The organism is Ramlibacter sp. (genome assembly GCF_035554825.1).
GTDB lineage: Bacteria > Pseudomonadota > Gammaproteobacteria > Burkholderiales > Burkholderiaceae_C > Ramlibacter.
Map to the genome: position 1 here is coordinate 22,236 of NZ_DATMHS010000011.1, position 16,835 is coordinate 39,070.

Genomic DNA, 16,835 nt, shown 5'->3' on the forward strand with positions numbered 1-16,835 from the left:
CTGGCACTCAGGCCAGGCGCAGCGCCGCGATCGGCGGCAGGTCGCGCGAGATGCAGTCCCAGTGCTCGCCGCCGCTCGTGCTGACCCACAGGCCGCCGGTGGTCGATCCCATCGCCAGCGTCTCGCCGTCGTCGCCGGCCACCAGGGCGTGGCGGTACACGAGATGGTAGGCATGCCGGTCGGGCAGCCCGCTGCCATGCACCGAGAAGGTGGCGCCGCCATCGCGCGTTTGCGTCACCACCATGCAGCCCTCCGGCGCCATGCGCTGCGCGTCCGAATGCGCCGGCACGAACCAGGCGCGCCGGGGATCGTGCGGATGCGCCGCCACTGCGAAGCCGAAGCCGCTCGGTCGCGGCGATGCGACCGACGTCCAGCGCAGGCCGCCGTCGACCGAGCGGAAGATGCCACCGTGATGCTGGCACCACAGCACGTCGGGTTCGGCGCGGCACTGTGCGATGCGGTGGGGGTCCTGGATGTTGGGGTCCTCGCGCCGCTCCGGCGGCATGAAGTCGGCGAACATGCCGGCGGAGGTATTGCGCCAGGTGGCGCCGCGGTCCCGCGTCTGCCAGATGCCGCCGCACGAAATCGCCACCGTGACGTGCGCGGCGTCGCGCGGATCGATCAGGATCGAGTGGATGCCGGCATGGTCGTAGCCACCGCCCAGCCATTCGCGCCGCTCGGGCCGCTCCCACAGCGACTCGACCAGCTGCCAGCTCGCCCCATGGTCGTCCGAAGTGAACAGGCCCGCCGGCAGGCAGCCGGCCCACAGGCGGCCGTCGGGCGCCGCCTCCAGCGCCCACACTTGGTCCACGGTCCAGGGCGTGGGGTCGTCCCGCCACGGTCCCTCGGTGGGCTTGAGCGGGAACGCCGGCGCGCCGGCCGGCTCCCAGTGGCCGCCCGCGTCCGCGCTGCGCCACAGCTTGATGCCGAAGTGCCCGAGCCGCAGCGCGGCGTAGGCGGCGTCGCCCTGCAGCGCGACCTGCGTGACCGGCTCGCCGGCAAAGTGCGGCCGGTCGATGCGCCACAGGCCACCGGCCCGGCGCACGGCGAACAAGCCCTTGCGGCTCGCGACCCAAAGCGTCTGCGCTGCGGCGGCCATGGCTAACCTCCCGTCAATGCCTGGATGACCATGATGCGGTCGTCCGGCTGGATCGAAATGTCGAGTCGCGCGCGGTCGGCGATCATGCGCGCGTTGACGAACACGGCCACGTGCTTGCGCACGCAGCCCTGCTCGTCGAGGACGTAGTCCTTCATCGCCGGCGCGGCGTCGAAGGCCCGCGCCAGCGCCTGGCGCAGGGTCGAGCCGTCCACCCGCTGCGGCCGGCAGGCCACATGGCGCGTCAGCGCCGGCGCGAATTCCACCGTTGGCATCACGGCATTCTGCCGACGGCCCTTGACCCTGCCCGCGACGCGGCTACGCGGCGCCGGGGCCGCCTCCCGAGCGTCAGCGCCAGTCCACGGCGCCGAACCGGTCCTGGCCGAGCAAGGTGTAGAAGATGCCGACGGTGCCGCGGGTCTGGCTGCGGTCGCCCAGCGCCTGCGAGGTGGCGCTGCGCCGGTTCCACAGGTACTTGAAGGTGACGGCATGCAGTCCCGTGAGCCGGAACGTGAGCGCCACGTCGGCGCGGGTGATGCTGTCGTGGCCACCCGGTCCGCCCGGATTGGCACCCACCTTGCTGACGAAATACTCGCGGCCGGTGAAGTCGAGCGAGGCGCGGTCGCCCTTGATCAGGCGCAGCGCCAGCAGCGCCTGCGGCGCCACGCCGTAGTGGTAATCGCGGTCCGCGGCCCCGTTGACCGAGCCCACCGCGGCGTAGCCGAGGCCGGCGAGCGCGCTGCCCTGGATGACGATGCCGTCGCCGGCGCGCCACTGCCCCGTGGTGCCGAGCGAGAGCGCGCTGGTCGAGATGCGGAAGGTCTGCGGCGCGACGTAGTCGTAGGTGCCATACAGGCCCCAGATGCCCCGGTAGTTCTTGCCGAGCTCGTAGTCGCGGCCGGCCAGCATGCCGCGGCTCATCACGTTGGAGAAGCCGTTGGCGCTGGAGAGCGTGGTGCGGAAGGCGAAGTAATCGAAGGGCCGGCGGTAGACGTAGCCTTCCTTGCCCGGCAGGCCGTAGTCCAGGAGGAAGTCGACCTGCGCCTCGTTGCGGCGCGGCGCGGTGGCCAGTCCCGGCTCGTTCTGGGTCGCGCCCATCACGCCGACCTGCAGCCGGCTGTAATAGGCCGGACGGCGGCTGTCGAACACCAGGCCCATGCCATGGCCGTAGACATGGCGGTTGAAGGCGTTGGCCGGCGAGATGACGGCGGCGCCCAGCTCGCGCCAGCGCGCCGGCGTCTCGCCGCCGTGCTCCAGCAGCAGGTTGGCCATGCGATAGAGCGGCTCGCCGAGGAAGGTGCCGCCGATGCCCGAGGCGATCTGGTCGTTGCGCGACGGCCTGGTGCTCTCGCCGGCGATTTCCCAGCCCGCGCTGCCCAGGAAGGCGAGCCCCAGCGACTGCCAGTAGTCCAGGCCGGCCGAGCGGCCGAACTGGTGGTACATCGCGCCCTGATACGGGTGGCCGAGCTGGTTGGTGCGGAACGGGTCGCTGTCGACCGTCCAGCTGCTGTGCAGGTTGCGCCGGATCGTCCCGGTGCTGACGCGATAGTCCTCCGGGGTCGAGCTGAAGCGGCGGTTCACGCGGTTCAGCAGGAAGTCGAAGCCGAAGATCTCCAGGGCCGGCACCCAGTAGGGCGAGCGCTGGCGCTGCGCGGCCGCGTCAGCCGGTGCTGCCGGTGCTGCCGCAGCGCCCGCCGGGGCCTCGACCGGCGCCGCGGCCATCGACGCGGTCGGCGCCGGCCCTGCGGTCGGGCCGGCAAGCAGCGCCGCGGTTTCCGCGGCCCAGGCCGGCCCGCTGAGCAAGATGGCCACCATGGCGCCGGAGCGCGCCACGCCCGCTATGGATGTTCCCACACCGCACTCCCTCGTCGCCCGTCTGGTGAATCTCCGGCCGCTGGTCGATGCGCCAGTTGCGGCTGCCTCGCCGGCATCATTGCAGAAGCTGAGCCATGGTCCTGTCGGACAAAGCCGAGTTTCGCGGGCGCACGAGGCGCGCCAGGTCACTTGGCGACGAACTCGCCCTCGTGGCGCGGAAGCACCTCGTCCGCCGGGCGCGCCTTGTTGGCGCCCGGCACCTTCTTGCGCGAGAACAGCAGGTACATGGTCGGCACGACGAACACCGTGAGCACGGTGCCCAGCGACATGCCGCCCACGATCACCCAGCCGATCTGGACCCGGCTCTCGGCGCCGGCGCCGTGCGCCAGCGCCAGCGGCACCGCGCCGAGCACCATGGCGCCGGTCGTCATCATGATCGGGCGCAGCCGCTGCGAGGCCGCCTTCACGACCGCGTCCACCGTCTCCAGCCCCTGCTGGCGCAACTGGTTGGCGAATTCGACGATCAGGATGCCGTGCTTGGTGATCAGGCCGACCAGGGTGATGAGGCCGATCTGCGAATACACGTTGAGCGACCCGCCCGACCATTTCAACGCGAGCAGCGCCCCGATCATCGACAGCGGCACCGACAGCATGATCACCAGCGGATCGACGAAGCTCTCGAACTGCGCCGCCAGCACCAGGAAGATGAAGAACAGCGCCAGCACGAACACGATCGCCAGCGCGCCCTGCGAGCTCTTGAACTCGCGCGAGGTGCCGTTCAGCTCGGTGGTGTAGCCGGGCTTGAGCACCTTGGCCGCCGTCTCGTTCATGAACGTCAGCGCCTGTCCCAGCGAATACTCGGGCGAGAGGTTGGCCGTGATCGAGACGCTGCGGCGCTGGCCGAAATGGTTCAGCTCGCGCGGACTCACGCTCTCGCGCGCCTTCACCAGCGCGGACAGCGGGATCATGGTGTCGCCGCGGCCGCGCACGTTGATGCCGTCGATGTCCTCCGGCGTCGAGCGCCCGCTGGGTCGCGTCTGCACGATCACGTCGTACTGCTCGGCGTCGCGCTTGTAGCGGGTCACCTGGCGGCCGCCGAGCATGGTCTCGAGCGCCTTGGCCACCACTTCCACGCTGACCCCCATGTCGGCGGCCTTGGCGCGATCGACCTCCACCCGCAGCTCCGGCTTGTTCAGGCGCAGGTCGACGTCCGCCGAGACGATGCCGGGGTTCTTGGCGATCTCGTCGAGGAACTGGCGGGTGACCCGGTTCAGGTTCTCGTAGCTGTCCGAGGTCTGGATCACGAAGTTGAGCGGGCGCTCGCGGAAGCCCTGCCCCAGCGACGGTGGCGTGATCGGGAACGCGTTGACGCCCGGCAGCGCATTGAACTTGGGCGCCATCTCGCGCGCCAGTTCCAGCGTGGTGCGCTGGCGCTTTTCCCAGTCGACGGTGCGGTAGACGACGCTCGCCTGCGACACCGTGGGGTTGCCGACGTTGGCGAAGATGCGGTCGAACTCGGGATAGGCCGCACCCAGCTTCTCCAGCGCCTGAGCGTAGCGGTTGGTGTAGTCGAGCGTGGAGCCGTCGGGGGCGTTGACGTTGGCCAGGATGGTCCCGCGGTCCTCCAGCGGCGACAGCTCCTGCTTCATTGTCGGCCAGACGGCGGCGATGGCCAGCGCGCTGGCCAGCATGATGCCGATCACGATCCAGCGCGCCTGCAGCACGGCGCGCAGCAGCCCGCCGCCGCCGGCCGCGGTGCCCGGCTGCCAGCGCGCCAGCAGCACCCAGCGCAACACCCGGGCATAGCGCTCCTGCAGCCGGTCGAGCGCCCGCTCCATCCCGCGGTCGAACCAGTTGGGCTTGGGGTTGTGCCGCAGCAGCTTGGTGCACAGCATCGGCGTCAGCGTCAGCGCGACGAAGCCGGAGACGCACACCGCGCCGGCCAGCGCCAGCGCGAATTCGACGAACAGGCGCCCGGTGCGGCCCGGGGTGAACGCCAGCGGCGCGTACACGGCCACCAGCGTGAGCGTCATGGTGACCACCGCGAAGCCGATCTCGCGCGCGCCGCGGATGCCGGCCGAGAAGGGATCCATGCCCTCCTCGATGTGGCGGAAGATGTTCTCCAGCATGACGATGGCGTCGTCCACCACCAGCCCGATCGCCAGCACCAGCGCCAGCAGCGTCAGCGTGTTGATGGTGAAGCCGAACAGCGCCATCAGCCCGAAGGTGCCGATCAGGCTGACGGGAATGGTCACGATCGGGATGACCGAGGCCCGCACCGTGCGCAGGAAGACGAAGATCACCAGCGCCACCAGCAGGATCGCCTCGCCGATGGTGCGGTAGACGTTCTTGACCGAGCGGTCGATGAACAGCGAGTTGTCGTTGGCGATGTCGATGCTGACGTCGGGCGGCAGGTCCTGCTTCAGCTTGGGGATCATGTCGCGCACGCCCTCGGCCAGCGTCAGCGGATTGGCCGTCGCCTGCCGGATCACGCCGGCCGAAATCGCCGTGCGGCCGTTCAGCCGCACCGAGCTGCGCTCGTCGGCCGCGCCCTCCTCGACCTGCGCCACGTCGCGGATCTTCACCGGGAAGCCGTTGACGTTCTTGATCACGATCTCGGCGAACTGCGCCGGCCGCACCAGGTCGGTCTGCGAGGTCACGCTGAATTCCCGCTGCTGCGACTCGATGCGGCCGGCCGGCAGCTCGAGGTTGCTGCGCCGGATCGCGTCCTCGACGTCCTGCGTGGTCAGGCGGTAGCCGGCCAGCCGCGCCGGGTCGAGCCACACCCGCATCGCGTACTTGCGCTCGCCGTAGATGCGCACGTCGGCCACGCCGGTCACGGTCTGCAGGCGCGACTTGACGATGCGGTTGACGAGGTCGTTGATCTGCAGCGGCGTCAACGTGTCGCTGGTGAACGCGAGCCAGATCACCGGGAAGGCGTCGGCCTCCACTTTCGCGATCACCGGCTCGTCGATGGCCTGCGGCAGCTTGTTGCGCACGCGCGAAGTGCGGTCCCGCACCTCGGCGGCCGCGGCGTCGGCGTCCTTTTCCAGGCGAAAGCGCACCGAGATCTGGCTCTGCTCGGCGCGGCTGATCGAGGTCAGCACGTCCACCGCGTCGATGCCGGCGATCGAATCCTCCAGTGGCTTGGTGACCTGCGTCTCGATCACCTCGGCGGACGCGCCGGGGTAGCGGACGCTGACGGTGACCACCGGCTCGTCGATCTTGGGATATTCGCGCACTGCCAGCCGCGTGAAGCTCACCGCGCCGATCAGCAGCACGAGCAGCGACAGGACGGTGGCGAAGACCGGCCGGCGGATGGAAATCTCGGGCAACTGCATGGCGCTCCTCCGGGCCCGCGATCAGCGCACCGTGCCGCCGCGGCGGGCGCCGCTGCCCGCCGCGGCGACCGTGGCGCACGGATTGGGGCCGCTCACCCGCGCGGCGGTCAGGGTCTGCGGCAACGCCGCGGCGGCCCGGGAGGCGCCGGCGGCCTCGGGCGCCGGCGCGGGCTGGGCCGGGCCGCTGCCCATGGCCACGGCGTTGGCCGCCGGCGTTTCGCCGCCGGCGCCGGCCTGGCCGGCGCGGCCGAGGTCCAGCACGCGCACCGGCATGCCGTCCCGCTGCACGCGCTGCTGGCCGGCGGTGACCACCATGTCGCCCGGCTGCAGCCCTTGCACGATCTCGACCCGGCCCGGCCGCCGGATGCCGGTCTTGACCTCCACGCGCTGCGCGATCCGGGTGTCCTGGTCGGGGCCGTCCACCAGCTTGATCACGTACTGGCGGCCCGATTGCGGCACCACGGCTTCCTCGGGGATCACGCGGGCCTGCTCGCGCTCGCCGAACACGGCGGTGACGCGGGCGAACATGCCTGGGCGCAGCTGCAGCTGGCGGTTGTCGATGCAGCCGCGCACGCCGATCGACCGGCCGTTGGCATCCACCAGCGGGTCGATGGCCTGCACCACCGCCGTGAAATGACGGCCCGGCAGCGCGTCGAGGTCGACCAGCGCCGACTGGCCGCGCCGCAGCTTGGTCTGGTAGCGCTCCGGCAGCCGGAAGTCGACGTACATCGCGTCGAGGTCCTCGATGTTCACGATGTCGGCGCCGTCCTTGAGGTAGTCGCCCAGGCTGATGTTGCGGATGCCCGCGATGCCGTCGAACGGCGCCACGATGCGCAGCCGGGCGGCGGTGGCCTGCGCCAGGGCCAGCTTGGCCTGCGCGACTTTCAGGTTGGCGGCGCTCTCGTCCAGGGAGCGCTGGCTGACGAACTTCTGCGCCACCAGCTCCTGGTTGCGCTTGTGATTGGCCTCGGCGATCGAGAGCTCGGCCTGCGCCTGCTGCACCTGCGCCAGCGGCAGCTGGTCGTCCAGCTGCACCAGCAGCTGGCCGCGCCGCACCCGTTCGCCATCGCGGAAATTCAGTTTCGTGATGCGCCCGCTGACCTCCGGCCGCAACACCACGCTCTGGCGCGAACGCAGGCTGCCGACCGCCTGCGCCTCGTCGACGAGCGTCGTCACCTCCACCCGCGCCGCTTCGACGGCGGGCGCCCGTGCCGCGCCCGAGGAGGCGCCCCTGGCCGCCGGCGCGGCGGCCTCGGCACCGGTCACGCTCGCCGGCTGGCGTTGATACCACCAGGCCGCGCCGGAGGCGACCGCGATGCCGGCAGCGGCGACCGCGCCGTAGATTGCTTTGGATGCCATGAAGGGAAGGTCTGGTAATGCGATCGGGACAGGTCCCGCAACCAACCCATCAATGTATCAGCAGCTACGCAAGCGCGTATTCGCATGGACCCGAATGGCACGGCCCGCCGCCTGCGTGGCGAAGGATTTACCGGCTCTTTACACGCTGGGCGCGCGCCGCCCCAACGCGACTTCGACGCCGAGGTTGGCGAGCTCGTCCGCGCGCTCGTTGCCGGGGTCGCCGTTGTGTCCGCGCACCCAGCGCCACTCGATGGCATGGCCGCTGCGATTGACCAGTTCGTCGAGTTCCTGCCAGAGCTCGACGTTCTTCACCGGCTGCTTGGTCGAGGTGCGCCAGCCCTTGGCCTTCCAGCCGGCCAGCCATTCGGTCATGCCCTTGAGCACGTACTGGCTGTCGACGTGCAGCGTCACGGCGCAGGGCCGCTTGAGCGCCTCGAGCGCCCGGATCACCGCCAGCAGCTCCATCCGGTTGTTGGTCGTCTGCGACTCGCCGCCGAACAGCTCCTTCTCGGTGCTGCCCGACTTGAGCAGCACGCCCCATCCCCCCGGGCCCGGGTTGCCCTTGCAGGCACCGTCCGTATAAATATGCACACCGTTCACGAATGCTCTTCCTGGTATTCCTGATATTCCTGGTACGTCGGCTGCCGGTTGGCGACCGCCACCGGCGCCGTCGCGCGTTTCTTCACCTTCTTCCACGGCAGCCCGATCAGCTTCATGCCGCGCACCCGCTTCACCGCCACCAGGAAGTAGGCGGCGCCGAAGATCGGCCACCAGCGCTCTCCCGCCGCGTCCATCCAGTCGTAGCGATCGAGCCACTGCTCGGTCCTGAGCGCCGGCCGATAGCAGCCGAAGCTGCCCGACTCCACCTCGAAGCTCAGAAGCCGGAGCCAGTCGCGCAGCCGCCAATAGCCGATGAAGTCGCCGGCGTCGGGCAGGTACAGCTCGCCGAAGCCCAGGCGCCGGTACAGGTGCGCCCGGCGCTGCCGCAGGCCCCACAGGCTCGCCGGGTTGAGGCAGCAGATCACCACCTTGCCCTCGGGCACCAGCACCCGCTCCACCTCGCGCAGCGTCGCGTGCGGATCGGTATTGAGTTCCAGCGAGTGCGGCAGCACCACCAGGTCGATGCTGTTCTCCTCGAACGGCAGGGCGGCGAAGTCGCAATGGAACGCCGGCCGCACCGCGCTGCCTTCCTGCGGGACCGGCTCGCGCACCGCCAGCCAGCGGTGCGGCATGCGGTTGGCCCGCAAGGTGTCCAGCTCGGGCAGGCCCAGCTGCAGCGCATGGAAGCCGAAGATGTCGCCGACGGCGCGGTCGAATTCGGCCCGCTCCCAGGCCAGCAGGTAACGGCCGGGCGGCGTTTCGAACCACTGCCGCATTCCTATAATCTGCTCGCTCATGAAGCTGATACCGCTGCCGGCTTTCCAAGACAATTACCTGTGGGTGCTGCACAACGGGCGCCGGGCCCTTGTCGTGGACCCGGGTGACGCGCAGCCCGTACTCGCCTGCTTGCAGCGTGATCGACTGCAACTGGAAGCGATTCTAGTCACGCACCATCACCCGGATCACATCGGCGGCCTGGAGGCGCTGCGCGATGCGACCGGCGCCGCCGTGTTCGGCCCGGCGCGCGAGCGCATTCCCGAGCCGCTCACGCGGGTCGCCGGCGGCGACGGCGTCGACGCGCTGGGCCTGCGGTTCGAGGTGCTGGACGTGCCCGGTCATACGGCGGGGCACGTGGCCTATTACTGCCCCGACGTGGACGGCACGCCGCTGCTGTTCTGCGGCGACACGCTGTTTTCCGGCGGCTGCGGCCGGCTCTTCGAGGGCACGCCGGCGCAGATGCTGGCCTCGCTGGACCGGCTGGCGGCCCTGCCCGGGGCGACGCGGGTGTGCTGTACGCACGAATACACGCTTTCGAACCTGAAGTTCGCCCGCGCCGTGGAACCCGGCAATGCAGAATTGATCAGCTACACGCAGCGCTGCGAAGAACTGCGCGCCCGCGATCTGCCGACCCTGCCCTCGACCATCGAGCAAGAAAAGCGGATCAACCCGTTCCTGCGCACCCGGCTGCCGGCCGTGGCGCAGGCCGCCCGCGCGCACGACGCCGCCACCCCGCCGGATGAAGTTGGTGTGTTTGCCACCATCCGGAACTGGAAGAACCAATACAAATGAAGCTGCTCCACGCCGCGGTCCTGTCTGCCTCGCTCTGGCTCGCCGCCTGCGCCACCCCGCCTTCATCCAGTCCCGCCCCCGCCGATGCCAAGACCGCCGATCCGGCGGCTGCAACCGCGGCCGCCAAGCCCGGGGGTCCTTCCGTCATTCCCGGCGGCCCGCTCAGCCCGATCGCAAAGGCCGACCTGTCGTCGCAGGCCGTCGCCGCGCTGCAGCCGCCGGCGGACCTGTGGGACCGCATCCGCCGCGGCTTCGCGATGCCCAACCTCGAAGGCGACCTGGTGCGCCAGCAGGAGCAGTGGTACGTCTCGCGGCCCGACTACATCCAGCGCATGACGGAGCGCTCGCGCAAGTACCTGTTCCACATCGTCGAGGAACTCGAACGCCGCAACATGCCCACCGAGCTGGCGCTGCTGCCCTTCATCGAAAGTGCGTTCAACCCGCAGGCGGTGTCCAGCGCGCGCGCCGCCGGCATGTGGCAGTTCATGCCCGCCACCGGCAAGGACTTCGAGCTCAAACAGAACGTCTTTCGCGACGACCGCCGCGACGTGCTGGCCTCGACCCGCGCCGCGCTCGACTACCTGCAGAAGCTGCACACCATGTTCGGCGACTGGCACCTGGCGCTGGCCGCCTACAACTGGGGCGAGGGCAGCGTGGGCCGGGCGATCGCGCGCAACCAGCGGGCCGGCCTGGGCACCTCGTACGCCGACCTGAACATGCCCAACGAGACGCGCAACTACGTGCCGAAGCTGCAGGCGGTGAAGAACATCGTCGCCAATCCGGACGGTTTGCGCGCCGAACTGCCGCTGATCGGCAACCATCCCTACTTCCAGTCGGTGACGCTGACCCGCGACATGGACGTCGAACTGATCGCGCGGCTGGCCGACGTGTCGATCGACGATTTCAAGGCCCTCAATCCGTCGATGAAGCGCCCGGTGGTGCTGGCGGCCGGCACGCCCCAGGTGCTGCTGCCGTGGGACAACGCCACCGTCTTCAAGCGCAACTTCGACGCCTACAACGCCGGCCAGTACGCCAGCTGGACCGCGTGGAGCGCGCCGTCCACCATGAGCGCCGCCGAAGCGGCGCGCCGCACCGGCATGTCGGAGGCCGACCTGCGCACCGTCAACGCCATTCCGCCGCGCATGCTGATCAAGGCCGGTTCGGTGCTGATCGTGCCGCGCACGGCGAAGATGGACCACGACGTCTCGGACCACATCGCCGACAACGGACAGCTGAGCCTGGCGCCCGAGATCGTCACTCGCCGCACGACGGTCAAGGCCGGCAAGCGCGAGACCGTGGCCAGCCTTGCCCGCCGTTACCACTTGGCGCCGGCCCAGGTGGCTGACTGGAACGACGTCAGCGCGACGGCTGCGCTGAAAGCCGGCCAGCGCGTCGTGCTGTACCTGCCGGTGCGCGCCGCCACGCGCGTGCCGGGCCGGATGGTGCACCGCACTGGCGCCGGGGCGCCCGCACGCAAGGCGGCGCACGGTCCCCAGCAGCGCCACGCCGGCAAGGCCAGGAAATCCCGCCGCTGAGGCGCCAGGGCCGTCCGGCCCGGCCGCGACGGTCGCGCAGGACTGCTCCGACGGCTTTTTCCTCCCCGGTCCGATACGGTCGGGCTCGCAGTCATTGCACAGTGGTCGCATCGCTTCCGAAAGGAGATTGACCATGTTCAAGAAGACTTTCCTCGGCGCGGTCGTGGCCGCCAGCTCCCTGATGAGCCTGCTGCCGACCGCCGCGCATGCGCAGTACACCGCCATCGTGCGCACGGCGCCGCCGGCGCCGCTCGACGAGGCCATGCCAGCCGACCGCCCGGGCTATGTCTGGGCCCCGGGCCACTACGAGTGGCGCGGCAACCAGTACGTCTGGGTGCGCGGCCACTGGCTGACGGCCCGCTCGGGCTATGAATACCGCGAGCCGCACTGGGTGCAGCGCGGCAACGGCGACTGGGTGCTGGTGGGCGGCGACTGGGTCCCGCGCCACGACCGGTATGCCGACAGCGGCCGCTACAGCGACCGCGACTTCGAGCGCGGCCGCGGCCACCGCTACGGGCCGAACGGCGACCTGGACGGTGACGGCATCGCCAACGCCGACGACCGCGACCGCGACGGCGACGGGGTGCGCAACCGCGACGACCGCTTCCCGAACGATCCGGAGCGCTGGTAAGCGCCATGGCCGGCCCGCCCTGGCGCGGCCGCCGACTGCGAGTGAAAGCCCGGCTGCCGCCGGGCTTTTTTTCGCCTCGCCGCTGCCGGCGCCGGACGGCGCGCTTACACGTTGTCGGCCGAACCCTACACGGCGGGCGCGCCTCGGCCGTTATCCTGCGGGCCCACCGCCCCAACAGGAGTCCGCATGACCGCACCGCACGACCAGCCCGTCTTCGATCCCCGTCGGCCGCCGGACGGCGGGCGCCGCCGCTTCGTGCTGGGCGCCGCCGGTGCGGCCCTGACCCTGGGGACGGGCCTCGCAGGCTGCGGCGGCGGCGACGGCCACGCCGACGAGGATCGTTTCGGCTATGGCGTGGCCAGCGGCGATCCGCTGTCGGACCGCGTGATCCTGTGGACCCGCGTCAACGGCATGACCGGGCCGGTCGACGTCCAGTGGGACGTGGCCAGCGACGACCGTTTCGCCAGCATCGTGCGCTCCGGCACGGCCACCACCGACGCCAGCCGCGACTACACGGTCAAGGTCGATGCCACCGGCCTGCAGCCCGGCACCGTCTATCACTACCGCTTCCGACAGGGCGGCGAGGTGTCGCGCACCGGGCGCACCAAGACGCTGCCGGTCGGCAGCGTGCAGCAGGTGCGACTGGCCGTGTTCTCCTGCGCGGCCTATCCGCTCGGCCAGTTCCATGTCTATGCCGATGCGGCAACCCGGGGCGACTTCGACGCGGGGCTGTTCCTGGGCGACTACATCTACGAGACCGGCCTGAGCGACGCCGAGCAGGCCGCCGCGAAAGCGCTCGGGCGCAAGCTGGACCCCCAGGGCGAGCTGCGCGGCCTGGCGGACTACCGGCACCGCTACGCGTGGTACCACACCGACTCGGACCTGCGCGCGGTGCGGGCGCTGATGCCGATCATCGCCGTGTGGGACGACCACGAGATCGCGAACGGCACCTGGCGCGGCGGCGGCGGCGGCGAGACGGGGCCGGCTTTCGAGGCCAGGCGGGCGGCTGCGGTGCAGGCCTTCCACGAGTGGCTGCCCACCCGCACCGGAGCCGACCCGCTGAAGATCTACCGCTCGTTCGACTTCGGCAACCTCGCCTCGCTGCACATGCTGGACGCGCGGGTGATCGGGCGCGACGCGCCGATCTCGCGCGACCAGTACCTCGCCGGCGCCGGCGCCGAACCCACCCGCCAGATCCTCGGCCAGGAGCAGGCCGCCTGGCTCGACGCGCGCCTGCAGGCGTCGACGGCCACCTGGCAGGTGCTCGGCCAGCAGGTGCTGATGGGGCGCATGCTGGTTCCGCTGAGCATCTACGACAACTTCAGCGAAGGCGCGATCAACGAGTACCTGGAGGCGCTCGACGCGCCGGAAGCGGGGCGCACCGACCGCCAGAAGGCGCTGATCGCGCAGCCGCGCATTTCCCTCGATCTCGAATACTGGGACGCCTTCGCCGCCGCGCGCGAGAAGCTGTTCACGTCGGCGCGCACGCTGGACAAGAACCTGGTGGTGCTGTCGGGCGACAGCCACAACGCCTGGGCCAGCGAGCTGAAGGACGGCGCCGGCAAGAGCGTCGGCGTCGAATTCGCGGCGCCGTCGGTCACCTCCACCGGCCTGGAGCAGGAGCACCGCGCCATCTCCCCGCCGTTCCTGGCCAACGCGCTGATGCGGCTGATCCCCGACCTGAAGTACGCGGAGACCAGCCATCGCGGCTACGTGATCGTCACCCTCACGCCGGCCGCCGCGACGGCGAACTGGATCTTCGTGGACGGCGTGCTGGAGAACAACTATCGGGTGTTCCCGGGCGCCAACCTGCGGACCCTGCCCGGCGCGGCGAACCGCACGCTGGCGCCGGCCTGAGCGCGCGGCTCAGAGTTTCTCGGTCTCGCCCTGGCGGGGCTGCCACTTCATCAGCCCCTTCTCGATGCGGCCGACCAGCCCGTCGAGCATCAGCGCGAACGCCGTGAGCACCACGATCCCGGCGAACACCGTGTTCACGTCGAACGTGCCCTCGGCCTGCAGGATCAGGTAGCCGACGCCGCGGGCCGAGCCCAGGTACTCGCCCACCACGGCGCCGACGAACGCCAGCCCCACGGACGTGTGCAGGCTGGAGAACACCCAGCTCGTCGCGCTGGGCAGGTACACCGTGCGCAGCAGCTGCTTCTGGCTGGCCCCCAGCATGCGCGCGTTGGCCAGCACCACGGGGCTCACTTCCTTGACGCCCTGGTAGACGTTGAAGAACACGATGAAGAAGACCAGCGTGACGGCGAGCGCCACCTTGCTCCAGATGCCCAGGCCGAACCACATCGCGAAGATCGGCGCCAGGATCACGCGCGGCATCGAGTTGGCGGCCTTGATGTAGGGGTCGAGGATGGCGCTGGCGGTGGGCGCCAGCGCCAGCCACAGGCCGAACACCAGCCCCAGCATGGTGCCGATCGCGAACGCCAGCACCGTCTCGAGCAGGGTGACGCCCAGGTGCAGGTAGACGTCGGCGCGGCCCGCAAGGCCATCCGGGAACAGCGCATTGGGCGCCACCTCCCACGGCAGGAACCACGACCAGACGCGCCCGGCCACCTTGACCGGCTCGCCCAGGAAGAACGCGTACTGCTCGTTGCGCGTGATCACATGCCACAGCGCCAGGAACACGATCAGCACGCCGACCTGCCACGCGCGCATGTTGCGCCCCGAAGGCTTGAGTGCCGCCAGCATGTCAGGCCGCCTTTTTCAGTTGCTGGGCGTAGCCCTTGAGGACCTCGTCGCGCAGCACGGCCCAGATGCGGGAATGCAGCTCGACGAAGCGCGGGTCGGTGCGGACCTCGGCCACGTCGCGCGGTCGCGGCAGGTCGATCTCGAACTCGCCCATCGGCCGCGTCGCCGGCCCGGCTGACAGCACGACGACGCGGTCGCTCATCGCGATCGCCTCGTCGAGATCGTGCGTGATGAAGAGCACCGCCTTGCGCCCGCGTTGGCTTGCGGGCGCTGCGCGACCGCTCCCTGCGGGGGCCGACGGCTGCGGGCCGGGGCCGGCCCGGCGCTCCCCGCTGTCCGCGCCCCACAGCTCCAGCACCTCGTTTTCCATCAGCTGGCGGGTCTGGACGTCGAGCGCGCTGAACGGCTCGTCCATCAGGATGATGTCGGGGTCGAGCGCGAGCGTCTGCGCCAGGGCCGTGCGCTTGCGCATGCCGCCCGAGAGCTGGTGCGGGTAGCGGTCGCCGAACTCGGCCAGGCCCACCCGTTCGAGCCAGCGCTGCGCCTGCGCGCGGGCGTCGGCGTCCGGCACGCCGCGGTACTGCAGTCCCACCATCACGTTGTCGATGCAGCTGCGCCACGGCATCAGCGCCTCGGACTGGAACATGTAGCCGGCGCGCCGGTTGATGCCCACCAGCGGCTCGCCGAAGACGCGCACCGTGCCGGCCGAGGGCGCCAGCAGGCCGGCGCCGATGTTCAGCAGCGTGGACTTGCCGCAGCCGGTGGGGCCGACCACGGAGACGAATTCGCCGGCCCGGATGCGCAGCGTCGTGTCGGCCACGGCCGTATAGCGCTGGCCGGGGACATCGGGCGACGTGAAGGTGACGGTGATCTGGTCGAGTTCGAGCGCGTAGTCGGACATGGAGCTCCCGAAAGGCGTGAGCCGTGCCGGCGGTCGGCGGCGGCGCCATTGTGGCTTGAGCGGGGGCGCTTCGCCCCGGCGCGGCGCCGGCGGCGGGCCGGCGCAAGCAGGTCCCGGCGTCAGGCCTTGAACTTGTCCTTCGCCTTGCGCGCGAACTCGTTGGTGTAGGTCTTGGCCAGGTTGATCTTCTCCGGCTTGATCTGCGGGTCGAAGCTGGCCAGCGCGCGCAGCGCCGTGCGGGCGCCGTCGTCCGGCAGGATGCCGTCCAGCGCGATCGCCTCGCGCACCTTGTTGAACGAGGCGAGGTACAGCGCCCGGTCGCCCAGCAGGTACGACTCCGGCACGGTCTTGATGATGTCGCTGGGACCCGCCGTCTGCAGCCACTTCAGGCCATGCACGATGGCGTTGGCGAGCGCCTGGCAGGTGTTGGGGTTCTTCTGCACGAACTCCGCGTGGGTGTAGAAGCATGCCGCCGGCATCGGCCCGCCGAACACCTCCTGGGTGCCCTTGAGCGTGCGGGTGTCGCTGATGATCTTCACGTCGCCCTTCTGCTCCAGCATCGTCATCACCGGATCGGTGTTGCTCATCGCGTCGATCTGGCCCGAGCGCAACGCCGACAGCGCCCCCGCCGACGTGCCGACGCCGACATAGCTGACGTCGTTGGCCCGGATCCCGGCGCGCGAGAGCACCAGGTTGGCGACCATGTTGGTCGAGGAGCCCGGCGCGGACACGCCGATCTTCTTGCCCTTGAGATCGGGCAGGCCCTTGTAGTGCGGGACGTTCTTGGTCGACACGCCGACGGCGATCTGCGGCGCCCGCCCCATCAGCACGATCGACTGGATGAACTGGTTCTTCGCCTGCATGTTGATGGTGTGCTCGTAAGCACCGCTCACCACGTCGGCCGAGCCGCCGATCAGCGCCTGCAGCGCCTTGGCGCCGCCGGCGAAATCGGAGATCTCGACGTCCAGCCCTTCGGCCTTGAAGTAGCCGAGTTGTTCGGAGATCGTCAGGGGCAGGTAGTAGAAGGCGGCCTTGCCGCCGACGGCGATCGCGACCTTGGTCTTCTCGAGCTTGCCCTGCGCGCGCAGGCTCGGTGCGGCGACAGCGGCCGCCGCCAGGGCCGCGGCGGAGGTGAATGTTCTGCGGTTCAGGATGATGCGATTCATGATTTCTGGTCTCTTCTGAGATGCCCCGTTGCTTGCGCCGGAGCTTACGGGCGGGTCCGTACACCCGCATCGGGAACATCCCCTGAGGGTTTTCACGTAAGCTGGAAGTGCTTCGC

14 protein-coding genes are annotated in these 16,835 nt (G+C 70.3%); 4 read left to right on the top strand and 10 right to left on the bottom strand.

Going from position 1 to position 16,835, the window contains the following annotated elements; translation table 11 throughout:
- Nucleotides 1–7: 7 nt before the first annotated feature.
- The 7 genes from VNT59_RS00790 to VNT59_RS00820 form a co-directional block, all read right to left on the bottom strand.
- Entirely contained in the window at nucleotides 8–1,099 is a 1,092-nt protein-coding gene (locus tag VNT59_RS00790; RefSeq protein WP_325495655.1) for an exo-alpha-sialidase, read from the bottom strand.
- A gap of 2 nt (nucleotides 1,100–1,101) precedes the next feature.
- Nucleotides 1,102–1,371, bottom strand: a complete 270-nt coding sequence (locus VNT59_RS00795) for a MoaD/ThiS family protein (RefSeq protein ID WP_325495657.1) — start codon at nucleotides 1,369–1,371, stop codon at nucleotides 1,102–1,104.
- A 73-nt stretch (nucleotides 1,372–1,444) separates the two neighbouring features.
- Nucleotides 1,445–2,950 (bottom strand): DUF3943 domain-containing protein, encoded by a 1,506-nt coding sequence (locus VNT59_RS00800; RefSeq protein ID WP_325495659.1) that lies wholly within the window; start codon nucleotides 2,948–2,950, stop codon nucleotides 1,445–1,447.
- 146 nt (nucleotides 2,951–3,096) lie between these two features.
- Nucleotides 3,097–6,252, bottom strand: a complete 3,156-nt coding sequence (locus VNT59_RS00805) for an efflux RND transporter permease subunit (RefSeq protein WP_325495661.1) — start codon at nucleotides 6,250–6,252, stop codon at nucleotides 3,097–3,099.
- 21 nt (nucleotides 6,253–6,273) lie between these two features.
- Entirely contained in the window at nucleotides 6,274–7,611 is a 1,338-nt protein-coding gene (locus tag VNT59_RS00810) for an efflux RND transporter periplasmic adaptor subunit (protein ID WP_325495663.1), read from the bottom strand.
- A 138-nt stretch (nucleotides 7,612–7,749) separates the two neighbouring features.
- Nucleotides 7,750–8,211 (bottom strand): ribonuclease HI, encoded by a 462-nt coding sequence (rnhA, locus tag VNT59_RS00815; protein ID WP_325495665.1) that lies wholly within the window; start codon nucleotides 8,209–8,211, stop codon nucleotides 7,750–7,752.
- Nucleotides 8,208–9,008, bottom strand: coding sequence for a class I SAM-dependent methyltransferase (locus VNT59_RS00820; RefSeq protein ID WP_325495667.1), 801 nt, complete (start codon nucleotides 9,006–9,008; stop codon nucleotides 8,208–8,210). The genes rnhA and VNT59_RS00820 overlap by 4 nt, the downstream gene beginning before the upstream one ends.
- On the opposite strand from VNT59_RS00820, the gene gloB reads away from it, so the two are divergent.
- The 4 genes from gloB to VNT59_RS00840 all read left to right on the top strand — a co-directional run bounded on the left by gloB (nucleotide 9,007) and on the right by VNT59_RS00840 (nucleotide 13,803).
- A complete protein-coding gene (gene gloB / locus VNT59_RS00825) occupies nucleotides 9,007–9,780 on the top strand; it encodes a hydroxyacylglutathione hydrolase (protein ID WP_325495669.1) in 774 nt (257 codons plus the stop codon). The two genes, VNT59_RS00820 and gloB, sit on opposite strands and share 2 nt — an antisense overlap.
- Nucleotides 9,777–11,315, top strand: a complete 1,539-nt coding sequence (locus VNT59_RS00830) for a transglycosylase SLT domain-containing protein (RefSeq protein WP_325495671.1) — start codon at nucleotides 9,777–9,779, stop codon at nucleotides 11,313–11,315. The genes gloB and VNT59_RS00830 overlap by 4 nt, the downstream gene beginning before the upstream one ends.
- 133 nt (nucleotides 11,316–11,448) lie before the next feature.
- A complete protein-coding gene (locus VNT59_RS00835; protein WP_325495673.1) occupies nucleotides 11,449–11,946 on the top strand; it encodes a YXWGXW repeat-containing protein in 498 nt (165 codons plus the stop codon).
- Between the two features lie 186 nt (nucleotides 11,947–12,132).
- The gene (locus VNT59_RS00840) at nucleotides 12,133–13,803 is read left to right on the top strand and encodes an alkaline phosphatase D family protein (protein ID WP_325495675.1); all 1,671 of its coding nucleotides are present in this window, start codon (nucleotides 12,133–12,135) and stop codon (nucleotides 13,801–13,803) included.
- Nucleotides 13,804–13,812: 9 nt separating this feature from the next.
- Here the strand turns inward: VNT59_RS00840 and VNT59_RS00845 are convergent, their stop codons facing one another.
- From VNT59_RS00845 to VNT59_RS00855, 3 genes are all read right to left on the bottom strand, one after another.
- Entirely contained in the window at nucleotides 13,813–14,652 is an 840-nt protein-coding gene (locus tag VNT59_RS00845) for an ABC transporter permease (RefSeq protein WP_325495677.1), read from the bottom strand.
- Between the two features lies 1 nt (nucleotide 14,653).
- Nucleotides 14,654–15,553, bottom strand: coding sequence for an ABC transporter ATP-binding protein (locus tag VNT59_RS00850; protein ID WP_325495679.1), 900 nt, complete (start codon nucleotides 15,551–15,553; stop codon nucleotides 14,654–14,656).
- A 119-nt stretch (nucleotides 15,554–15,672) separates the two neighbouring features.
- Nucleotides 15,673–16,719: an ABC transporter substrate-binding protein gene (locus VNT59_RS00855; RefSeq protein WP_325495681.1), complete on the bottom strand. Its 1,047-nt coding sequence runs from the start codon at nucleotides 16,717–16,719 to the stop codon at nucleotides 15,673–15,675.
- Between the last annotated feature and the right edge of the window lie 116 nt (nucleotides 16,720–16,835).

Excerpts from the sequence above, each read along its gene's own strand:
- VNT59_RS00855 (WP_325495681.1), bottom strand. The coding sequence starts at position 16,719 with ATGAATCGCATCATCCTGAACCGCAGAACATTCACCTCCGCCGCGGCC.
- VNT59_RS00810 (WP_325495663.1), bottom strand. The coding sequence starts at position 7,611 with ATGGCATCCAAAGCAATCTACGGCGCGGTCGCCGCTGCCGGCATCGCG.
- VNT59_RS00840 (WP_325495675.1), top strand. The coding sequence starts at position 12,133 with ATGACCGCACCGCACGACCAGCCCGTCTTCGATCCCCGTCGGCCGCCG.
- VNT59_RS00830 (WP_325495671.1), top strand. The coding sequence starts at position 9,777 with ATGAAGCTGCTCCACGCCGCGGTCCTGTCTGCCTCGCTCTGGCTCGCC.
- VNT59_RS00820 (WP_325495667.1), bottom strand. The coding sequence starts at position 9,008 with ATGAGCGAGCAGATTATAGGAATGCGGCAGTGGTTCGAAACGCCGCCC.
- gloB (WP_325495669.1), top strand. The coding sequence starts at position 9,007 with ATGAAGCTGATACCGCTGCCGGCTTTCCAAGACAATTACCTGTGGGTG.
- VNT59_RS00845 (WP_325495677.1), bottom strand. The coding sequence starts at position 14,652 with ATGCTGGCGGCACTCAAGCCTTCGGGGCGCAACATGCGCGCGTGGCAG.
- VNT59_RS00805 (WP_325495661.1), bottom strand. The coding sequence starts at position 6,252 with ATGCAGTTGCCCGAGATTTCCATCCGCCGGCCGGTCTTCGCCACCGTC.
- VNT59_RS00850 (WP_325495679.1), bottom strand. The coding sequence starts at position 15,553 with ATGTCCGACTACGCGCTCGAACTCGACCAGATCACCGTCACCTTCACG.
- VNT59_RS00795 (WP_325495657.1), bottom strand. The coding sequence starts at position 1,371 with ATGCCAACGGTGGAATTCGCGCCGGCGCTGACGCGCCATGTGGCCTGC.
- VNT59_RS00790 (WP_325495655.1), bottom strand. The coding sequence starts at position 1,099 with ATGGCCGCCGCAGCGCAGACGCTTTGGGTCGCGAGCCGCAAGGGCTTG.
- VNT59_RS00835 (WP_325495673.1), top strand. The coding sequence starts at position 11,449 with ATGTTCAAGAAGACTTTCCTCGGCGCGGTCGTGGCCGCCAGCTCCCTG.